The sequence below is a fragment of the Pseudomonas algeriensis genome, from assembly GCF_048847255.1.
GTDB lineage: Bacteria > Pseudomonadota > Gammaproteobacteria > Pseudomonadales > Pseudomonadaceae > Aquipseudomonas.
The window spans coordinates 631528-649252 of the sequence record NZ_JBKKRK010000001.1 but is presented as its reverse complement, the minus strand read 5'-3'; the positions used below and the strand labels follow the sequence as shown (position 1 = coordinate 649252).

The 17725-nt window shown below is 62.1% G+C and carries 14 protein-coding genes; 8 read left to right on the top strand and 6 right to left on the bottom strand.

Going from position 1 to position 17725, the window contains the following annotated elements; all coding sequences use genetic code 11:
• The first annotated feature begins 2 nt into the window (after positions 1 to 2).
• The 3 genes from ACLK1G_RS02665 to ligD are packed head-to-tail and all read left to right on the top strand — an operon-like array spanning position 3 to position 4772.
• Positions 3 to 1004, top strand: a complete 1002-nt coding sequence (locus ACLK1G_RS02665; protein ID WP_420763997.1) for a methyltransferase — start codon at positions 3 to 5, stop codon at positions 1002 to 1004.
• Positions 976 to 2139, top strand: a complete 1164-nt coding sequence (locus tag ACLK1G_RS02660) for a carboxylate-amine ligase (protein WP_420763996.1) — start codon at positions 976 to 978, stop codon at positions 2137 to 2139. Before ACLK1G_RS02665 ends, ACLK1G_RS02660 begins: the two co-directional genes overlap by 29 nt.
• Positions 2136 to 4772: a DNA ligase D gene (ligD, locus tag ACLK1G_RS02655; protein ID WP_420763995.1), complete on the top strand. Its 2637-nt coding sequence runs from the start codon at positions 2136 to 2138 to the stop codon at positions 4770 to 4772. Before ACLK1G_RS02660 ends, ligD begins: the two co-directional genes overlap by 4 nt.
• Positions 4773 to 4881: 109 nt before the next feature.
• Here the strand turns inward: ligD and ACLK1G_RS02650 are convergent, their stop codons facing one another.
• Together ACLK1G_RS02650 and ACLK1G_RS02645 are read right to left on the bottom strand one after the other, a co-directional pair.
• Entirely contained in the window at positions 4882 to 9027 is a 4146-nt protein-coding gene (locus ACLK1G_RS02650) for a CheR family methyltransferase (RefSeq protein WP_420763994.1), read from the bottom strand.
• Positions 9028 to 9179: 152 nt separating this feature from the next.
• Positions 9180 to 9791 carry a Yip1 family protein gene (locus ACLK1G_RS02645; RefSeq protein WP_420763993.1) on the bottom strand — a complete coding sequence of 204 codons (612 nt, stop codon included), beginning with the start codon at positions 9789 to 9791 and terminating at the stop codon, positions 9180 to 9182.
• Between the two features lie 167 nt (positions 9792 to 9958).
• Here ACLK1G_RS02645 and ACLK1G_RS02640 point away from each other — a divergent pair, with 167 nt between their 5' ends.
• From ACLK1G_RS02640 to ACLK1G_RS02630, 3 genes are read left to right on the top strand one after another with little or no spacing between them, the layout of a single operon-like run.
• On the top strand, positions 9959 to 10459 hold the full coding sequence (locus ACLK1G_RS02640; RefSeq protein ID WP_420763992.1) for a CinA family protein: 501 nt from the start codon (positions 9959 to 9961) through the stop codon (positions 10457 to 10459).
• Between the two features lie 9 nt (positions 10460 to 10468).
• Positions 10469 to 10987, top strand: a complete 519-nt coding sequence (locus ACLK1G_RS02635) for a hypothetical protein (protein WP_420763991.1) — start codon at positions 10469 to 10471, stop codon at positions 10985 to 10987.
• A gap of 7 nt (positions 10988 to 10994) precedes the next feature.
• A complete protein-coding gene (locus tag ACLK1G_RS02630) occupies positions 10995 to 11438 on the top strand; it encodes a DUF421 domain-containing protein (protein ID WP_420763990.1) in 444 nt (147 codons plus the stop codon).
• 62 nt (positions 11439 to 11500) lie between these two features.
• On the opposite strand, the gene ACLK1G_RS02625 is transcribed toward ACLK1G_RS02630, so the two are convergent.
• On the bottom strand, positions 11501 to 12358 hold the full coding sequence (locus tag ACLK1G_RS02625) for an SDR family oxidoreductase (RefSeq protein ID WP_420763989.1): 858 nt from the start codon (positions 12356 to 12358) through the stop codon (positions 11501 to 11503).
• Positions 12359 to 12543: 185 nt separating this feature from the next.
• Between ACLK1G_RS02625 and ACLK1G_RS02620 the strand changes: the two genes are divergently transcribed.
• A complete protein-coding gene (locus ACLK1G_RS02620) occupies positions 12544 to 12948 on the top strand; it encodes a VOC family protein (RefSeq protein WP_420763988.1) in 405 nt (134 codons plus the stop codon).
• A 147-nt stretch (positions 12949 to 13095) separates the two neighbouring features.
• Here ACLK1G_RS02620 and ACLK1G_RS02615 read toward each other — a convergent pair whose 3' ends face one another.
• The gene (locus ACLK1G_RS02615; protein ID WP_420763987.1) at positions 13096 to 14244 is read right to left on the bottom strand and encodes a MalY/PatB family protein; all 1149 of its coding nucleotides are present in this window, start codon (positions 14242 to 14244) and stop codon (positions 13096 to 13098) included.
• A gap of 212 nt (positions 14245 to 14456) precedes the next feature.
• On the opposite strand from ACLK1G_RS02615, the gene ACLK1G_RS02610 reads away from it, so the two are divergent.
• On the top strand, positions 14457 to 14720 hold the full coding sequence (locus ACLK1G_RS02610; RefSeq protein WP_420763986.1) for a DUF2790 domain-containing protein: 264 nt from the start codon (positions 14457 to 14459) through the stop codon (positions 14718 to 14720).
• Positions 14721 to 14791: 71 nt separating this feature from the next.
• Here the strand turns inward: ACLK1G_RS02610 and ACLK1G_RS02605 are convergent, their stop codons facing one another.
• Positions 14792 to 17032, bottom strand: coding sequence for a xanthine dehydrogenase family protein molybdopterin-binding subunit (locus ACLK1G_RS02605; protein ID WP_420763985.1), 2241 nt, complete (start codon positions 17030 to 17032; stop codon positions 14792 to 14794).
• Between the two features lie 14 nt (positions 17033 to 17046).
• Positions 17047 to 17520 carry a (2Fe-2S)-binding protein gene (locus tag ACLK1G_RS02600; protein ID WP_420763984.1) on the bottom strand — a complete coding sequence of 158 codons (474 nt, stop codon included), beginning with the start codon at positions 17518 to 17520 and terminating at the stop codon, positions 17047 to 17049.
• Positions 17521 to 17725 lie beyond the last annotated feature (205 nt).

The window sequence follows — 17725 nt, the reverse complement described above, 5'->3', positions numbered from 1 at the left end:
GCATGAATCAGGAAGACCGCCTGTCCGAACCCGACCTGGCGCTGCTGCAGCTAGGTCGTCGCCTGCACGCTGACGGCTACCGTTTCATCACCCCAACGCCACTTACTCACGAGCGCGTCAACCAGCGGCCAGGCAACGAGCGCTCCAAGACCTTGCGGGATGTTTTCGGCTGGTCCAGGCCCTTCGCGCCGGGGCTTATTTCCGCCGACGAGCAGCGTCAATTGCAAGAAGCAGAAGTGTTGGAAGAACACGACGGCCTGCTGCGCAGCCGCGTGCGCTGGTCAAGCCTGGACGGCATGCTGTTCGCCCATTCGCAATTTCCGACCCAGGCCAACGACGCAGTGTTCTTCGGCCCCGACAGCTACCGTTTCGCCCACCTGATCCATACCCATCTGCAACAGAACTTCACGGCCGTGCATCGCGCGGTGGACATTGGCTGCGGCGCCGGTGTCGGGGCGATGGTGATTGCCCGCGCCCGTCGCGAAGCCCAGGTACTGGCCATCGACATCAACCCGATGGCCTTGCGGCTGTGCGCCGTCAACGCGGCGCTGGCCGAGGTGGCAAATGTCGAGATCGCCCGCAGCGACGTGCTCAAGGACGTCGAGGGCGACTTCGACCTGATCGTCGCCAACCCCCCGTATATGGCCGACCCCGCCGAGCGTGCTTATCGCCATGGCGGAGGAACGCTGGGCGCGGGATTGTCGCTGCGTATCGTCGAACAGGCATTGCCACGGCTGACACCCGGCGGTTCGCTGGTGCTCTACACCGGCGTGGCGATGGTCGACGGTCGTGATCCGTTTCTGGAGGCTCTGGGCCCTTGGCGCGATTCACCGCAGTTCGCCTGGACCTACAGGGAATTGGACCCGGATGTGTTTGGCGAGGAACTGCTGACACCCGGTTATCAGGACGTGGAACGGATCGCCGTGGTGGCGTTGGTTGTCACCCGCACGGGTGCGGGTATCGGAGGGAATATCGATGAACAGGCGTCTGAAGTTCGGCATTGAAGAGGAATATTTCATCACCGACCTGCAAACCCGCCGCATGCCCGATCAACCGTCGGCGGCGGCGGTGACGGCGTGCCGGGAAGAGCTGGGCAAGCACTTCGCCCATGAAATGTTCCAGAGCCAGGTGGAAATGGCTTCGCCCATCTTCCGCAGCCTGGCCGAAGCGGCCGATTACCTGGCCCAGGTGCGTAACGGCCTGACCCAGCGCTTGGCGCCCCATGGCCTGGGATTGCTGAGCGCAGGATCCCATCCAATGGCGACCGTTGGCTTGCAACCCACCGACGAGCTGCACTTCCAGCAGTTGTTCGACGACTACCAGCGCGTGGCGCGCCGCAGCGTCCTGTCGGGCCTGCACATACATGTGGAAGTGCCGGGCGATCATGACCGGGTCAAGGTGATGAATGAGGTGCTGCCCTGGCTGCCGATGCTGTTGGCGCTCAGCGCGTCATCGCCGTTCTGGAACGGCGCCTACAGTGGCTTCAGCAGTTATAGGCAAGTGGCCTGCGACGAATGGCCGCGCATGGGCGTGCCGGAATTCTTCGAGGACGAATCAGCCTTCAATGGCTACGTGGACATGCTCACCCGCACCAGCTCCATCCGCCAGCCCAGCGATTGCTGGTGGGTGATCAGGCCTTCCTCGCACTATCCGACCCTGGAGCTGCGTATCTGCGATGCCTGCCCACGGACCGAAGATGTGCTGTGCCTCGTCTCGCTGTTTCGGCTGATGATTGCCCACGCCGTCGCCCAGCCCAAGCCAGGCGCCCACTACAGCTTGATGTCCCACTGGATCCTCAAGGAAAACCGCTATCGGGCCAAGCGCCACGGCATCCTCGCGGAATTTATTGTCGAAGGCCAGGAGCAACCGATGCTGATTGGCGAGTGGCTGAACCTGGCCGAGCAGACCTTCGGCGACACCGCGACGGCGCTGGGCGTGCAGGACGTGTTCAAGCAAGCGCGCCGGATCATCCAGGAGGGCACCAGCGCTGATCGACAAGTGGTCCTCTACGAGCAAGGCCTGCTGCTGGGCGATACGACCGAAGAGGCCCTGGGCCGGGTGGTCGATCAGCTGTTGTCGGAAACCGCCGGTTTGCCGGTGGCCGATCCCACCCTCGCGCAAGTTGCAGGTGGCCAATGACCAGCAAAACCCTCGACGACTACAACCGCATGCGCGATTTCGGCGCCACCTCGGAGCCGTCGGCGAAGCGCTCTCGCAAATCGGCAAAAACCACCCACGCGTTGCAGTACTGCATACAGAAGCACGATGCAACGCGGCTGCATTACGACTTTCGCCTGGAGCTGGATGGCGCGCTCAAGAGCTGGGCGGTGCCCAAGGGGCCGTCCCTGGACCCGAAGGTCAAGCGCCTGGCGGTTCACGTTGAAGACCATCCCATCGATTACGCGACGTTCGAGGGCAGTATCCCGGAGGGGCACTACGGCGCGGGCGACGTCATCGTCTGGGACCGGGGCGTGTGGATTCCACAGGGTGACGTGCACGAAGCCTACGAAAAAGGCCGGCTCAAGTTCGAGCTGCGAGGGGAAAAGCTCGCGGGGCTGTGGAACCTGGTGCGCACCCATATGCCGGGCAAGCAGGAACAATGGTTTCTGATCAAGCATCAAGATGACGCCGCCCGGCCGGAAAGCGAGTACGACGTGGTGCAGGCCGAGCCCGACAGCGTGCTCAGTGACCGCACCATCGTGCCCAAGCGGCGGGGCAAGGCGGCCGCCGCCAAGGCTGTGAAGCAGCCGGAAAAACCCGCCAAGGCGAAGCCATCCAAAAAGAGCGGCAAGACCACCCTCAGCGGCGCCGTGGCCGGGCCCATCCCCGAGACCCTCAAGCCGGAACTGGCGACCCTGGTGGAAAGCGCACCCGACGGCGAATGGCTCTACGAAATCAAGTTCGACGGCTACCGCGTCATGGCGCGCATCGATAATGGCGACGTGCGCTTGATTACCCGCAACGGCCATGACTGGACCCACAAACTGCCGAAACAGGCCGAGGCTCTGGCGGGGCTGGGGTTGGAATCGGCCTGGCTGGACGGTGAAATGGTCGTCGCCGACGAGCAAGGCGTGCCGGACTTCCAAGCCCTGCAAAACGCCTTCGACGCTGGCAGCAGTGGCAAGATCGCTTATTACCTGTTCGACCTGCCGTACCTCAACGGCATGGACTTGCGCAAAGTGCCGGTGGAGGAGCGCCGGGCGGCGTTGGCTGCGGTCCTGGAACCCAACGAAGACCCCTTGCTGCGTTACTCCGACTCCTTCGAAGAAACCCCGCAAGCATTGCTCAACAGTGCCTGCCAGATGCGCATGGAAGGGCTGATCGGCAAGCGCCAGGGCAGCGCCTATGTGTCCCGGCGCAGCAGCGACTGGATCAAGCTCAAGTGCAAGAACCGCCAGGAATTCGTCGTGGTCGGCTTCAGCGAGCCGAAGGGCGCCCGCAGCGCGTTTGGCGCCTTGTTACTGGGCCTGCATGACGTCGACAGCGGCGAGCTGCGCTATGCCGGCAAGGTTGGCACCGGTTTCAACGAAACCACGCTCAAAAGCATCCATCAGCAGCTGTTGCCCCTGGAAACCAAAAAGGCCGCCGTGGTCAATCCGCCCACAGGGTATGACGCCAAGGGTGTGCACTGGCTAAAACCGGAGTTGCTGGCGGAAGTGGCGTTTGCCGAAATGACCAAGGAAGGCTCGGTACGCCATGCCGTGTTCCATGGCCTGCGCAATGACAAACCGGCAAAGGCGATTACCCAGGAATTGCCCAAAACCGTGAAAAAAGCGGCGGCCAAGGACAATGCTGAACCGGCGCCGGCCGAGCCGAAAGCCAAATCCAAATCCAAATCCAAGGCCACGGCCAAGGCCAAGACCACGCAGTCGCCAACCTTGGAAGGCAAGGTCCGCATTACCCATCCGGATCGGATTATCGACGCGAGCAGCGGCACCACGAAGATGCAACTCGCCGAGTACTACGCCAGCGTTGCTGATTTTATCCTGCCGGAGCTGGCCGATCGCCCGGTGGCGCTGGTACGGGCGCCGGATGGCATCGCCGGCGAGTTGTTCTTCCAGAAGAACCCCGAGCGCCTGGCAATTCCCGGCATCACCAGCCTGGACAAGGACCTGACCGGGCAACCAGTGATGATCATCAACAATGCCGAAGCGCTGATCGGCGCGGTACAGATGAGTACCGTGGAGCTGCACACCTGGAACGGGACTTCTGCCGATCTGGACAAGCCTGACCGCTTCGTCCTCGACCTTGACCCGGACCCGGCGCTGCCGTGGAAAAGCATGGTGGAAGCCACGCAATTGACTTTGTCAGTGCTGGATGAGCTGGGCCTGAAGGCGTTTCTAAAGACCAGCGGCGGCAAGGGCATCCACATTGTCGTGCCGATTACTCGCAAGTTGGGCTGGGATGAGGTGAAGGGCTTCAGCCATGCCATCGTCAGCCACATGGCCAAGCTGTTGCCCGATCGCTTCTCGGCAGTGTCGGGTCCCAAGAATCGGGTAGGGCGGATCTTCATCGATTACCTGCGCAACGGTTTGGGCGCAACCACCATTTGTGCCTACGCAGTGCGTACCAGGGAAGGGCTGCCGGTGTCGGTGCCCATCTACCGGGAAGAAGTGGCCGAGCTCAAGGGCGCCAACCTTTGGAACGTGAACAACGTCCACGAGCGGCTGGCGGAGGTGGGGCATGAGCCTTGGGCTGACTTGCCCAAGACCCGCCAGAGCATCACCGCCGACATGCGGCGGCGGATTGGGATGAAGAAGACTGGGAAGTAGCTTGATCGGCCTCGCTTTTTTGGCGAGGCAATGAGTAGCTAAAAATAACCCGCCTCTGTGGTGAGGGAGCAAGCTCCCCCGCTACAGAGGCTGTTCTAGCCAGCCCCAGCTAGTAAACCCGCGAACGCCGCAACTGCTCGATCGTTTCAATCAACTCGTCATAGGACACCGGCTTGCCGATGTGCTGGTCGAAGCCCGATTGTTGTGATTTATGCAGGTCGGTGGACGCACCGTAGCCCGTCAGGGCGATGGCCGGGATGTGTTTGATGTGAGGCAGCTCGCGCAGCGCCTGCATCAATTCATGGCCATTCATCACCGGCATGCCCAGATCGGAGATCACCACGTCGAAACGGGCGTCCTTGGCGGCCTGCAAGGCTTGCAGCGGCTGGTCGAAAGCGACCACGTTGGCGTCTTCCATTTCCAGCAGCAACTTGAGGGTATCGAGCACGTCCGGGGAATCGTCCACCAGCAACACCGTCAGGCCGCTCAGGCGTCCCGACTGTTCCTCGCAAGCCTGCGGTTTGGGCACGATCACGGCATTGCTCAGGGGCAGGCGAATCGTGAAGGTGCAACCTTTGCCCAGCCCCTCGGACTTGACCTCGACGCTGCCGCCGTGGGCTTCGGTCAATTGCCGGACCAGTGACAGGCCGATCCCCAGGCCTTCGCGCTGGTGTGTGGCGTGTTGGGTCTCGGCCTGGCCAAACAGGTCGAACACTTCGCTCAGGTGCTCCGCCGCGATACCCACGCCGGAGTCCTTTACGTCCAGGCGCGCCATATGGTCGTCGTGGCTGGCGACCAGTTGCACGCGGCCGCCGCTAGGGGTGAATTTCAGCGCATTGTTCACCAGGTTCCAGATGATCTGTTCCAGCCGGGTCGGGTCGGCATTGACGATCAGTTCTCCATTGGAACCCTCGGGCAGGTCCAGAGTGACCTTGTTGGGATGATTGTCGTTGATCACCACGGTGTAGATGTCTTGCAGCACCCGCGCCAGATCGACGGCTTGGCGCTTGAGCTTGAGCTTGCCGGTGCGGACACGGGCCACGTCCAGCAGATCGTCAATAATGCGTGCCTGGCTGTTGACCGCATCGCAAATGGTATTGACGGCCCGGGCCGCGGTGGTGGCGGCCTTGGTCACCGGCAGGCGGCGGAGCAATTCGGCGTTTAGCTGGATCAGGTTCAGCGGGTGCTTGAGCTCGTGGGACATGACGGCGAAGAACTCATCCTTCAAATGGCTGGAGTTCTGGGTTTCCATGAGCCGCTGGGTCTGTTCCTCGTGCAGGCGCTTGTGGCCGGTGAGGTCACGGGCAATCTTCACGTAACCCTGCAGATATTCGCCGCTGAGCAGTGTGACTTCGCCGCTGCAGAAGAAGCGGCTGCCATCCTTGCGCTGGTGCCAGCGCTCGTCTTCGCAACGGCCTTTGGCTCGAGCGGTGCTTAATTCTGTTTCGGGTACGCCAATGGCGCGGTCCTCGGGCGTGAACACGAAGTCGTAGTAACTGCCTTCGGCTTCGCTCTTGGTATGCCCGAAGATCAGCTCCGCCCCGGTGTTCCAGCTGGTGATCACGCCGTGCTCGTCCAACAGGATAATCGCGTAGTCGCGGGTGCTTTCAGCCACAAGGCGCATGCGTTCCTCGCCCAAGCGCAGCTCTTCTTCGGCCGCGCGACGCTTGGTGATATCGATGAAGGTCAGCACCGTGCCGTCGATATGATCTTCGCTGGAGCGGTATGGCAGCAGCCGGGCAATGTACCAGCGAGCGTCGCTGCTGCTGACTTCGCGCTCGATCATGTTCAGGGATTCGAATACCTGGGTGGCGTCCGCCGCCATGTCCGGGTAGTCCAGCCGATGGGTGATGTCCAGCAACGAACGACCGGTGTCCACCGGCAGCATGCTGAAGATCTCCGTGGCCCGAGGCGTGAACCACTTGATGCGCATGCTGCGGTCGACGAATACCGTGGCAATATCGGTGGAGGCGATCAGGTTGGTGAGGTAGTCGTTGATCTTGTCGGTTTCCTCCACCTTGGTCTTGAGCTCGTAGTTGACCGTCAGCAGTTCCTCATTGATCGATTGCAGCTCTTCCTTGCTGGTCTCCAGCTCCTCGGTGGCCGATCGCAACTCCTCGTTGATGGCCTGCATTTCTTCATTGGAAGCCTTGAGCTCTTCGCTGGAGACTTCTGCCTGCTCGATGGTGTCCTGCAGGTGCGACTTGGTGCGCTGGAGTTCGCGTTCCAGGTTGGCAAGCACCTGGTTTTCGGTCTGGCTGGTAATGGCGGCAACCTGCTGGCCGGGGTCGACTTCTTCCTCTTCGAAGACGACGAGCACAAAGTCGCCATCGGACTGTTCGTCGCGATAGGGCTGGACCAGCAGGTCCACCAGGAAACGCCGTCCGTCGCGTTCCATGTTGACCTGGCGTGACTTGACCGGTTGGCCGTTCTGGTTGACCTGAAACAACGCCGTGCGGATTTCCAGGCGCAGGTGCGGATTGATCAGCGTCAGCAGGTTGCGCGACATTTCGCCGCCGACATGGCGCAGGTAGCGGCCGGCACTTTCGATCATGTGCAGGATGTCGCCATTGTTGTCGACAATCATGCTGGGCGGCGCGGCCCGCTCGATGGCGCGCAGGTGGATGTCGGCGAACGAGACTTTGCGTGGCACCGCGACCTGGGGCGGGACCAACGCCGAGGTACTGCGCACATAACCGCCACGGGGCATGGTCGGTGTGCGGCGGCTGCTGGCGGTGCCGTACTTGGCGCGGAAGATCCGGTTGCGCTTGTCCACCGGGCTGAACAACTCGCTGCAGGCGTCGGCCGATTCCGAAGAGCCGAGAAACAGATAGCCGCCCGGCCGCAGGGCAAAGTGGAACATTTGCAGGATTTCACGCTGCACCTCGCGGTCGAGGTAGATCAGCAGGTTGCGGCACACGATCAGGTCGATCTGCGAGAACGGCGGGTCCGAGAGTAGGCTGTGCTTGGCGAACAGCACCCGTTCGCGGACTTCCTTGCGCACACGGAAAGTCGAGCTTTCCTTGACGAAGTACTGGCGCAGGCGGGTGGGCGGCACGTCGGTGATGATCGCTTCGGGGTAGGCCCCGCCGCGGCCCACGGTAATTGCCCGCTCATCGATGTCGGTGGCGAATATCTGCAGCTTGGCGTTGCTGGCGTCGTGTTGCAGTTGATCGCTGATCAACATGGCCAGGGTGTAGGCTTCCTCGCCGGTCGAGCAGCCGGCCGACCAGACCCTGATTTCCTCCGGCGGGACGCTGCCCGGTTCCACCGGCTTGAGCAGGTTGGGCAGTACGTCGCGCTCCAGGGCTTCGAAGGCCTCACGGTCCCGGAAGAAGTTGGTCACACCGATCAGCAGGTCACCGAGCAGGGCCTTGGTTTCCTCCGGATGACTCTGCAGATAGCTGTAGTAGGCGTTGAGGTCCGGTTGGGCGGTGACTTGCATGCGTCGTTCGATACGCCGCAGCACGGTGGCCCGTTTGTAATGCTTGAAGTCATGGCCGGTGCCTGCCCGCAGCTGCACCAGGATGTCGTGCAGCGATTGCTCGGCGGCAACGGCTTCTCGCTCGGATGTCGGCGGCTGGGTATGTATCTCAGGGTCGTTGGCGGTCGGCAGGCGGATGGCCTGGGAGTTTTGCCACAGCTCCAGGAGTTTTTGCGGCATTTCCGCCACCGGCAGCACCAGATCGACCATCTGGGTGCCGATGGCCGCCTGTGGCATGCCATCGAATTCGGCGTCCTGGGGCGACTGAGCGAGGGTCACCCCCCCTTGTTCCTTGATTCTCGACAGACCCACGGCACCGTCGGAACCGGTGCCCGACAGCACCAGGCAAAACGCGCGGTCCTTGTGCACATCGGCCAGGTCACGGAAAAACAGGTCGATCGCCACGTGCCCACCCTGGCGCGGTTCGGCCGGGGTAACCTTCAGATACCCGTCGTTCATCGATAAATGATGGGCCGGGGAAATCACATAGACATGGTTCTTCTCGATCGGCACCGCCTCGGTCACCTGCAATACAGGCATCTTGGTGGATTCCTGGATGATCTTGTCGGCGATGCTCTGATAATCCGGCGCCAAGTGAAGTACGATCACGAACGCCATGCCGTTGTCCTTGGGCATGTGCTCGAAAAACTGCTTGATGGCTTGCAACCCACCCGCCGAGGCGCCGATGCCCACGACGGCGAAATCCAGGTGACTGGGGCTCAGCTCCTTTCGTTGTGGAACGTTGGGAGAGCGTTTGCTTGGAGATGACATATTAGGTTAGGCCTTAAAGGGCGGCGGGGCGGTCCAGCGCTGCCGACTCGATTTCAGGATGCAAAGCCGCAGGATAGTCGTGTTACACGAACATTGCGAAATTGACGCTTCGCAACACCGCCGCCACCGTCATTGTGTACCTCAAAACCCGTTCAGCCTACCGGAACCCGCAAATACTCCGGCTGCAAATAGTTGAACCACAGCAGGATCATCTCCACCAGAATCGTGACCAGCACCAGCAGGCCGACGCCCCAGACACTGGCCGAATACAGTAGGCCCTGTTCCTTCTTCAAACCCATGAACTTAGGCAGGCCGACGAACAGCAGGAAAGTCGAGTACACCGAAGCCGCCAGCAGGACCGCCACTGCCAGCCATCGGCTGGGGTACACGCCGAATATTCCGGCCAGGAAGTAGGGGGTCGCGGTGTAGGCAGCGAAACCGATGCATTGGTTGACGGTTGGCCGGGCCTCGAAGGTGCGCGACATCCAGCGGATGAACAGCCCCATCAACGTCACGCCGACAACGATGGTCACATACAGCAAGACGCACAGCTGCAGCGCACTGGCGTGGCTGAGTCGCACGGTTTCGTTTTCGGCCAGACTCCAACCGGTCCAAGTGGTACCGACGAACAGGCATACCGCCGGAATCAGTGCGAGCAACAGAAGATGCGCCAGGTAATGGTGGGGATGGGCCTGTTCCTGCTCGCGAATGTCCCCCCAGGCGAATTCCGGATGGGTGAACAGTTTGACGAAAAGCACGGACATAACGACCTCCTGATCAAGACAGCCTCTGCATGAGGCTCATACCGTTATGAGGTACAGGAATGACCAGGGGTTTCATTTATTTGACCGCTTGGCGCGACGGCGCGATAAAGGGAATGATTCGAGGCGGCGGGGGTCAACCCATCAGCATCCATGAAGGACTGTATGCCATGACTGTTGCCCATTCCCTGATCGAGTACATGCGTGAACATGAGTTGCGCCTGACCACTGCCGAGTCCTGCACCGCAGGGCTTATCGTCACGCTGTTGGCCGAAGTGCCGGGCAGCGGTTCGCTGATCGAAAGCGGTTACGTGGTGTATTCCCCCGAAGCCAAGCAGCGGCTGCTGGGTGTCAAGCCGCGGACCATCGATACCTTCAACCTGACCAGCCGCGAAGTCGCCGAGGAAATGGCTTTTGGCGCATTGCGCGACGCCAACGCCAACGTGGCGGTGGCCACCACCGGCCTGCTCGGGCCCGACGACAAGGACGGCATTCCCGCCGGCACGGTGTGTTTTGCCTGGGCGTTCGAATTGAACGGGCAGCGCGCGCTGTTCAGCCGCCGAGAGCGTTTTTTCGGCGATCGGCGCCAGGTGCAACGGTTATCCAGTGAATACGCCTTGCAGCAATTGCCCAGCTATCACCGGCGCGCCATGGCGGGTGAACGTCGATAGGAGGACCCCATGACCGACCAATGCGAACAGGACGATCATCGCAGTCGCCAGTACCCGGTATGCGAGGACATGGCGTTCCAGCACAAGGTCTGGCGTTTCGAACGGGTGGGTTGGTATGCGTTGGTGCTGCTGGTCTTGTTGACGTTGCTCGGGCTGTTTTCCCATGGGCCACTGAGCAATAGCGAGATTCACAGTGCTGACGGCAGCATCGGGGTCGAATACGAGAGGTTCCATCGCAACGGCTCGACCAATCCCGTGATCGTGCGCTTGAAGGGAGCACCCAATGCAGTGCTGGAAATCGAGCTCGGGGGCGACTGGCTGGAGGGATTCGACGTGCAAAGCGTGCAACCTACGCCCATGCGCTCGGCCGCCGCGGGTCCGGGCATGAAGCTCTGGCTCCAGGCGGATGGTCAGGGGCAGGCGAACCTGCACCTGTCATTGCTCAGCGAAGGCCTCGGCACGTACCAGAGCCGCATCGCAACGCCCAACGGCGCCGTGGTCACGTTCAGTCAATTCATCTTTCCTTAGGTGACATATGGATTCGGTACTGCGAGCCGCCGCGATGTATGCGGTGCTGATGGTGTTGTTCAAGATCGCCGGGCGTCGTTCGTTGGCGGAAATCACCACGTTCGATTTCGTGCTCTTGATGATCATTGGCGAGGCGACCCAGCAAGCGCTGCTGGGGGATGACTTTTCGATGACCAACTCGTTCATGGTCATCGTCACGCTGATCGCCATTGATGTCGGATTTTCGTTGCTCAAGCTGCGCTCCGACTGGGTGTCCCGGCTCATCGACGGCGGCCCGACCATCATCGTCGAGGACGGGCGCATCCTCCAGGGCCGCATGCGCCACGCACGGCTGGTTGAGGCGGACATCATGGAAGCGGCACGCTCGAGCCAGGGCATCGAGACCCTGGACCAGATCAAATTCGCGATCATCGAGCGCAATGGGAAGATTTCGGTGATTGCCAAGGAGTGAGCCGAAGGGCGCTTTCCGTGGCGAGGGAGCAAGCTCCCTCGCCACGGAATATGTGCCTGCGCTTACAGGATCGGCTTGCCCCCCGTCACCGCATACCGCGAGCCGGAGATGTAGCTGGACTCATCCGACGCCAGCAGCACGAAGATCGGCGCCACTTCCACCGGTTGGCCGGGGCGGCCCAGCGGCGTCTGGGAACCGAAATTCTGCACTTCTTCCTCGGGCATGGTGGCGACGATCAGCGGCGTCCAGATCGGCCCCGGCGCAACACTGTTCACGCGAATACCCTTGGGCCCGAGCATCTGGGCCAGACCGCCGGTAAAGTTGGCAATGGCGCCCTTGGTCGTAGCATAGGCCAGCAGCGTCGGCTTGGGCATGTCGGAGTTGACCGATGTGGTGTTGATGATCGAGCCTCCGGCCTTCATGTGCGGCACCGCGGCCTGGCAGATCCTGAACATCGCCGTGATGTTGATATCGAACGTGCGCACCCATTCTTCATCGGGAATTTCTTCGAGGGTTTCATGGGTCATCTGGAACGCGGCGTTGTTGACCAGGACATCGATACGCCCGAAGCGCGCCACGGTTTCATCGACAACCTTGCGACACTGGGCCTTGTCGGCAAGATCGCCCGGCAGCAACAGGCACTGGCGACCGGCCTGTTCAACCCAGCGCGCGGTTTCCTTGGCATCTTCGTGTTCGTTCAGGTAGGAAATGGCCACGTCCGCGCCTTCACGGGCGAAGGCAATCGCCACGGCGCGCCCGATGCCGCTGTCGGCGCCGGTGATCAGGGCGATCTTGTTCGCCAGGCGTCCTGAACCTTTGTAACTCTGTTCGCCGCAGTCTGGATAAGGGTCCATTTTCTGCTGGCTGCCAGGTACGGGTTGGTTTTGCTTAGGGAAGGGTGGGGTTGGGTAATCGGCCATTTTCGTTCTCCATTTCCAGTGGTTGCGATGGAGGGTGGACCCTGGGGTTTTGGCCGGAGTTCGGTCGGATTTTCCTGCCGGTCGATAAGCGTGACCACGAGCGTTTCATCGACCGATCACCGATTAAAGTGAACGTGGGCGAAATCGCCTTCTCCAATGGCAATAAGGTTCAGAAGGAGAAGCGCATGTTCAGTCATATACAGATCGGCGCGCGCGACCTACAGAAGATGGTCGCGTTTTATGATGCGGTCCTGGGCTGCCTTGGCCTGGTGCGCATGGACAGTGAGGACGACTCTGGCCCACCCGGCGAGGGCTGGCATCAGCCCGGCAGGCATTGGCCGCAGGTGTTCGTCCAGGTGCCCATCAACGGGCTGCCGGCGACCTGGGGCAATGGGATGCAGGTCAGCTTTGCCGCTGAATCACAGCAAGCCGTGCGCGAGGCCTGGAAGATGGCGATGGACATGGGAGGTTTCGACGAAGGCGAGCCGGGCCCGAGGCCCCAATATTCGAAGGATTACTTCGGCGCCTATTGCCGGGATCCGGAGGGGAACAAGCTGTGTTTTGTGCATACGCCGGATATGCATGACTGACTTCGGCATGGCCGGTGGTGGAGGCTTTTGTGGCGAGGGAGCTTGCTCCCGCTCGGTCGGTCCGACGCTTCGGGCGCAGCGACCGCAAGATTTTGGGGCCGCTTCGCAGCCCAGCGGGAGCAAGCTCCCTCGCCACAGGGGATCCGGTCAGGTTCGGGATTTCAGGCTACGCTCCATCCGCGCAATCCCTTCCTCCAGCAACGCCCGTGGGCAGCCGAAGTTCAGCCGCACGAACTGCCCCGCGTCGTCGCCGAAATCCAGCCCGGCGCTCAGGCCGACCTTGGCTTGCTTCAGGAAAAAGCCCTGTGGGTCGTCCAACCCCAATCCGGAGCAATCCAGCCACGCCAGGTACGTTCCCTGCGGCACGGTCATGGTGATGCCCGGCAAGCGGGTCTTCACCGCCTCGACCAGGTAATCACGATTGGCCTGCAAATACTGCTTCAAGGCCTCCAGCCACGGTCCCGCTTCGCTGTACGCGGCGCGGGTGGCCTCCAGGCCAAGGGCGTTCACACTGTCGACCATGCCGGCCCTGGCGCCGTTGACCCGCTCGCGCAGCTTGGCGTTCTGGATAATGGCGAAGGAGGTTTTCAGCCCCGCGATGTTATAGGCCTTGCTGGCGGACATCAGGGTGATGGTGCGTTCGGCAATGTCCGCGCCCAGGCTGGCGGTGGGGATGTGCACGCGGCCATCGAAGCATAGCTCGGCATGGATTTCGTCGGAGATGATCCAGGCGTCCTGCTCGACACAAATTTCCGCCACCGCCTTGAGTTCGTCGCGACCGAATACCTTGCCCAGTGGGTTATGAGGGTTGCTCAGCAACAGTGCACCGCCGCCTTGAAGGGCATCCCGTAGTTCGGCCTGCGGTGTGCGGAACTCGCCATCGACCGTGTCGAATGCCAATTCCACCTTGTTCAGGTTCCAGTTCCCAGGCGCGTTGCGTAGCGGTGGATAGTTGGGCACCTGCACCACGACGTTCTGCTGCGGTTCCACCAGCGCATGCAGTGCCATGTTGAAACCCGGCTCGACCCCAGGCAGGAATAGGATTTGCTGGGGCTCGACGCGCCAGGCGTATTTGCTCCAGAGATCGGCGACGATGGCCGCGCGCAGATTGTCCTGGGCAACGCTGTAGCCGAGCATCGGGTGCTCCAGGCGTTTGCGCAGCGCATCGACGACGACCGGTGGCGCGGCGAAATCCATATCGGCCACCCACATTGGTAATACATCCGCCGGGTAGCGGCTCCACTTGGTACTACCGGTGCCGTGGCGCTCGAACACCAGGTCGAAATCGAAAGTCATGGTCGTTCCATCAGGTCAGGGAATGGGGATGGCGCCATGATAAAGCGTGAACGGCATGATTGTATCGCTGTGTATCCAGACCCTTTGCCGATACGCACTGATTCCTTTGAGCCTGTCGATGAAACATCCCAGATACCTCGCCGGCGTCAAATGAGCCCATCGAGACAGCACAAGCCGTCTCAGCTACTCACTCAAACGTCGGAGACATCGCCATGAACGTCAAGAATCTCAGCATTGCTTCACTGTTCGCCGTCCTCAGCCTCGGCGCTCTGGCAGCCAACGCCCAGGACGCCGTCAAGCCGCATACCTACATGTACGGTGATCACCTGGACATCGCCAAGGTGCTGTCGGTCAAGCAAGGGATGGGCTCAGGCTGCGGCGTCGTCGAGTCGCGAATGACCTACCTGGATTCCACCGGGGCGATCCAGGCGCTGGACTACAGCGCGATCGAGCAGGATTGCGGTCAGGGCAATTGAAGAAACGGGTGTCCCATGTGGTTGTGGCGAGGGGATAAAACCCCTCGCCAAGGTTTGGCGTTCGCTCCCAATCAAGCCAGGCTGAACGGCAACTGCCGCAGGGGTTTGCCCGTCAGGCTGGCAATGGCATTGGCAAACGCCGGGGCCAAGGCGGGCAGGCCGGGTTCGCCCATGCCGGTCGGTGGCTCAGCGCTCGGGACGATGTGGACGGCAATTTGCGGCATGTCGGTGATACGCGGCACGCTGAAGTCGGCAAAGTTGCTTTGTTGCACGACACCGTCCTTCAACGTCACGGCGCCACCAGGCAGGCACATCGACAGGCCCATCAGCGCAGCGCCTTGGACCTGGGCTTCAATGCTGCGTGGGTTGACCGCCAGATTGCAGTGCACGCCCGCCGTGACGTTATGGAGCACGGGACGGCCATCCTGCACCGAGGCTTCAACCACGTAGGCCACCACCGAGCTGAACGACTCGTGCACCGCCACGCCCCAGGCTTGACCGGCGGGTAACTGGCGCTTGCCGTAGCCGCTCTTGTCCACCGCCAACTGTAGCGCGTCGCGATGACGCGGGTTCTGGTCGCCAAACAGCTTCATGCGGTACGCCACCGGGTCCTGCTTGGTCGTGCGGGCGATGTCGTCGAGCAGCGTCTCCATCACGAAGGCGGTGTGGGTCGAGCCGACGCTGCGCCACCACAGTACGGGCACGTTGAGCTTGGGATGATGCACCGTCAATCGCATCGGCAGCGGATACGGATCGCGCAGGCCTTCGGTGGCGGTGGGGTCGATGCCGTTTTTCATCTGCCCGGCGAACAAGGTGCCGGTCAAGATGGATTGCCCCACCAGCGCGTGGTCCCAGGCCAACACGTTGCCGCTGTCGTCAAAGCCGATCCGCGCGCGGTGAAGGTGCATGGGGCGGTAGTAGCCGCCCTTGATGTCGTCTTCACGGCTCCAAAGGGTGCGGATGGGGGCATCGAGCCCGGCGGCGCGGGCCGCCTTGGCCACTTCGCAAGCCTGTACGACGAAATCATTGGTGGGCACGCCGCGCCGGCCGAAGCCACCACCCGCCGTCTGCACATTCACCTGGACCTGCTCGGGCTTGAGATTGAGCACCTTGGCCGCTGCCGCGCCGTCGCCGCCGGGAAACTGCGTACCCACCCACAACTGCGCACGGCCCTCGGACAGCTGGACGGTGCAGTTCAGCGGCTCCATGGGCGCATGGGCCAGATAAGGAAATACGAACTCGGCTTCCAGTTGATGGGGCGCCGACGCCAGGGGCTTCATGTCGGCATCGAAGTGGAGCGGTCCGGATTGGCCGGCGAGTTCGCGGTACTGGGCCAGTTGTTTTTCCGTGTCGACTTTTTCGACCTTGGCTACGTCCCATTCGACCTTCAGCGCATCACGCGCCAGCTTGGCCTGCCAGTAGCCGTCGGCGATCACCGCGACGCCTTCGGCACCGCCGTCCAACGGCACGCGCAGCACGGCTTTTACACCTTTGGTCGCGCGTGCGGCGCTGTCGTCCAGGGAGGCGATGCGGGCGCCGAATACCGGTGGATGGGCGACCACGGCGGTCAGTTGCCCCGGCAGATGCACGTCGATGCCGAAATCCTGTTGGCCGCTGCTCTTGGCCTTGGCGTCGAGGCGGGTGGTGGCCTGGCCGATGAGGCGGAAGTCCTTGGGGTCCTTGAGCGTGACCTTCTCCGGCACGGGCATCGCCATGGCGGCTTCGGCCAACTCACCGTAGGTGGCCTTGCGACCGCCAGGGCCAAGCACCGCGCCGTTTTGCGTGGTCAGGCTGGAGGCGTCGACATTCCAGCGCGCCGCTGCGGCGGCCAGCAGCATCGAACGGGCCCGGGCGCCCAGTTCGCGGTATTGGGTGTAGCTGTTCTTGATCGAATTGGAGCCGCCGGTAAGGTGAATGCCAAAGGCCGGATCCATGTACGCCGCGTCGTTGCTGCCGTTGCGCGTGCGCACCAGGCTCCAGTCGGCGTCGAGCTCTTCGGCGAGGATCATCGGCAGGCCGGTCTGCACGCCCTGGCCGAACTCAAGGCGATTGATGGTCACCGTCACCTCGCCGTTAGGCGCGATCTGGACGAAGGCAGAGGGTTGCTGGGTCGGCTTGAGTGGGCCTTCGCCCGCGCCGTTGGCCTGTTCGGCCAGGGCCAAGTGAGGAAAAGCCCCCAAGGCCAGACCGCCGATGCCGACGATCTTGAGGAAGCTGCGGCGGGGCAGGGTCGCGGGACCGTCCGCGTCATGGCGTTCGAGCAGGTGCTGCAAGGCTCGCGGAAGTTCGGTTGGAAAAATCTCGTTCAGCATGGCGCAACTCCCTGTCAGGCGAGGGCTTTGGCGGCGTCAGCCACCGCGGCGCGGATTCGTGCGTAGGTGCCGCAGCGGCAGATATTGCCGGCCATGGCCGAGTCGATCTCGGCCGGTGTCGGCTGCTTGCCCTTGGGCTGGGCCTTGAGAAACGCGGTCGCGCTCATGATCTGCCCGCTCTGGCAGTAGCCGCACTGCGCCACGTCATGCTTGACCCAGGCTTCGTGCACCGCGGTGCCTACCGGGTCGCTGCCGTCGGTGGCCGCCTCGATGGTCGTGATCTTCCTGCCAACCGCCGCGGCTATCGGCGTCACGCAGGAGCGAATGGCCTGGCCATCCAGATGAACGGTGCAGGCGCCGCACAAGGCCGCACCGCAGCCGAACTTGGTGCCGGTCATGCCCAGCGTGTCGCGCAGGGCCCAAAGAATAGGGGTGCCAGGGTCTACGTCAACCGTGTGCTCACGGCCATTGATATTGAGGGCGCTCATAGTCGGACCAGCTCCAGATGGTTGGGCACCGATTACTATAGAAAGCATTCGGCGCGATAGCTTGCACGATCCGGTCCGATGATTGCCCAATCTTGCAAATCACCCAGCCGTTCGTTTGAAACGACCACGCCAAGATGTGGCCACGGCATACCCGCGTATGATATCGGGCGCCCCATACCGCGATGCACACTCGTCCTCCAGGTGA

Excerpts from the sequence above, each read along its gene's own strand:
- ACLK1G_RS02665 (WP_420763997.1), top strand. The coding sequence starts at position 3 with ATGAATCAGGAAGACCGCCTGTCCGAACCCGACCTGGCGCTGCTGCAG.
- ACLK1G_RS02660 (WP_420763996.1), top strand. The coding sequence starts at position 976 with ATGAACAGGCGTCTGAAGTTCGGCATTGAAGAGGAATATTTCATCACC.
- ligD (WP_420763995.1), top strand. The coding sequence starts at position 2,136 with ATGACCAGCAAAACCCTCGACGACTACAACCGCATGCGCGATTTCGGC.
- ACLK1G_RS02650 (WP_420763994.1), bottom strand. The coding sequence starts at position 9,027 with ATGTCATCTCCAAGCAAACGCTCTCCCAACGTTCCACAACGAAAGGAG.
- ACLK1G_RS02645 (WP_420763993.1), bottom strand. The coding sequence starts at position 9,791 with ATGTCCGTGCTTTTCGTCAAACTGTTCACCCATCCGGAATTCGCCTGG.
- ACLK1G_RS02640 (WP_420763992.1), top strand. The coding sequence starts at position 9,959 with ATGACTGTTGCCCATTCCCTGATCGAGTACATGCGTGAACATGAGTTG.
- ACLK1G_RS02635 (WP_420763991.1), top strand. The coding sequence starts at position 10,469 with ATGACCGACCAATGCGAACAGGACGATCATCGCAGTCGCCAGTACCCG.
- ACLK1G_RS02630 (WP_420763990.1), top strand. The coding sequence starts at position 10,995 with ATGGATTCGGTACTGCGAGCCGCCGCGATGTATGCGGTGCTGATGGTG.
- ACLK1G_RS02625 (WP_420763989.1), bottom strand. The coding sequence starts at position 12,358 with ATGGCCGATTACCCAACCCCACCCTTCCCTAAGCAAAACCAACCCGTA.
- ACLK1G_RS02620 (WP_420763988.1), top strand. The coding sequence starts at position 12,544 with ATGTTCAGTCATATACAGATCGGCGCGCGCGACCTACAGAAGATGGTC.
- ACLK1G_RS02615 (WP_420763987.1), bottom strand. The coding sequence starts at position 14,244 with ATGACTTTCGATTTCGACCTGGTGTTCGAGCGCCACGGCACCGGTAGT.
- ACLK1G_RS02610 (WP_420763986.1), top strand. The coding sequence starts at position 14,457 with ATGAACGTCAAGAATCTCAGCATTGCTTCACTGTTCGCCGTCCTCAGC.
- ACLK1G_RS02605 (WP_420763985.1), bottom strand. The coding sequence starts at position 17,032 with ATGCTGAACGAGATTTTTCCAACCGAACTTCCGCGAGCCTTGCAGCAC.
- ACLK1G_RS02600 (WP_420763984.1), bottom strand. The coding sequence starts at position 17,520 with ATGAGCGCCCTCAATATCAATGGCCGTGAGCACACGGTTGACGTAGAC.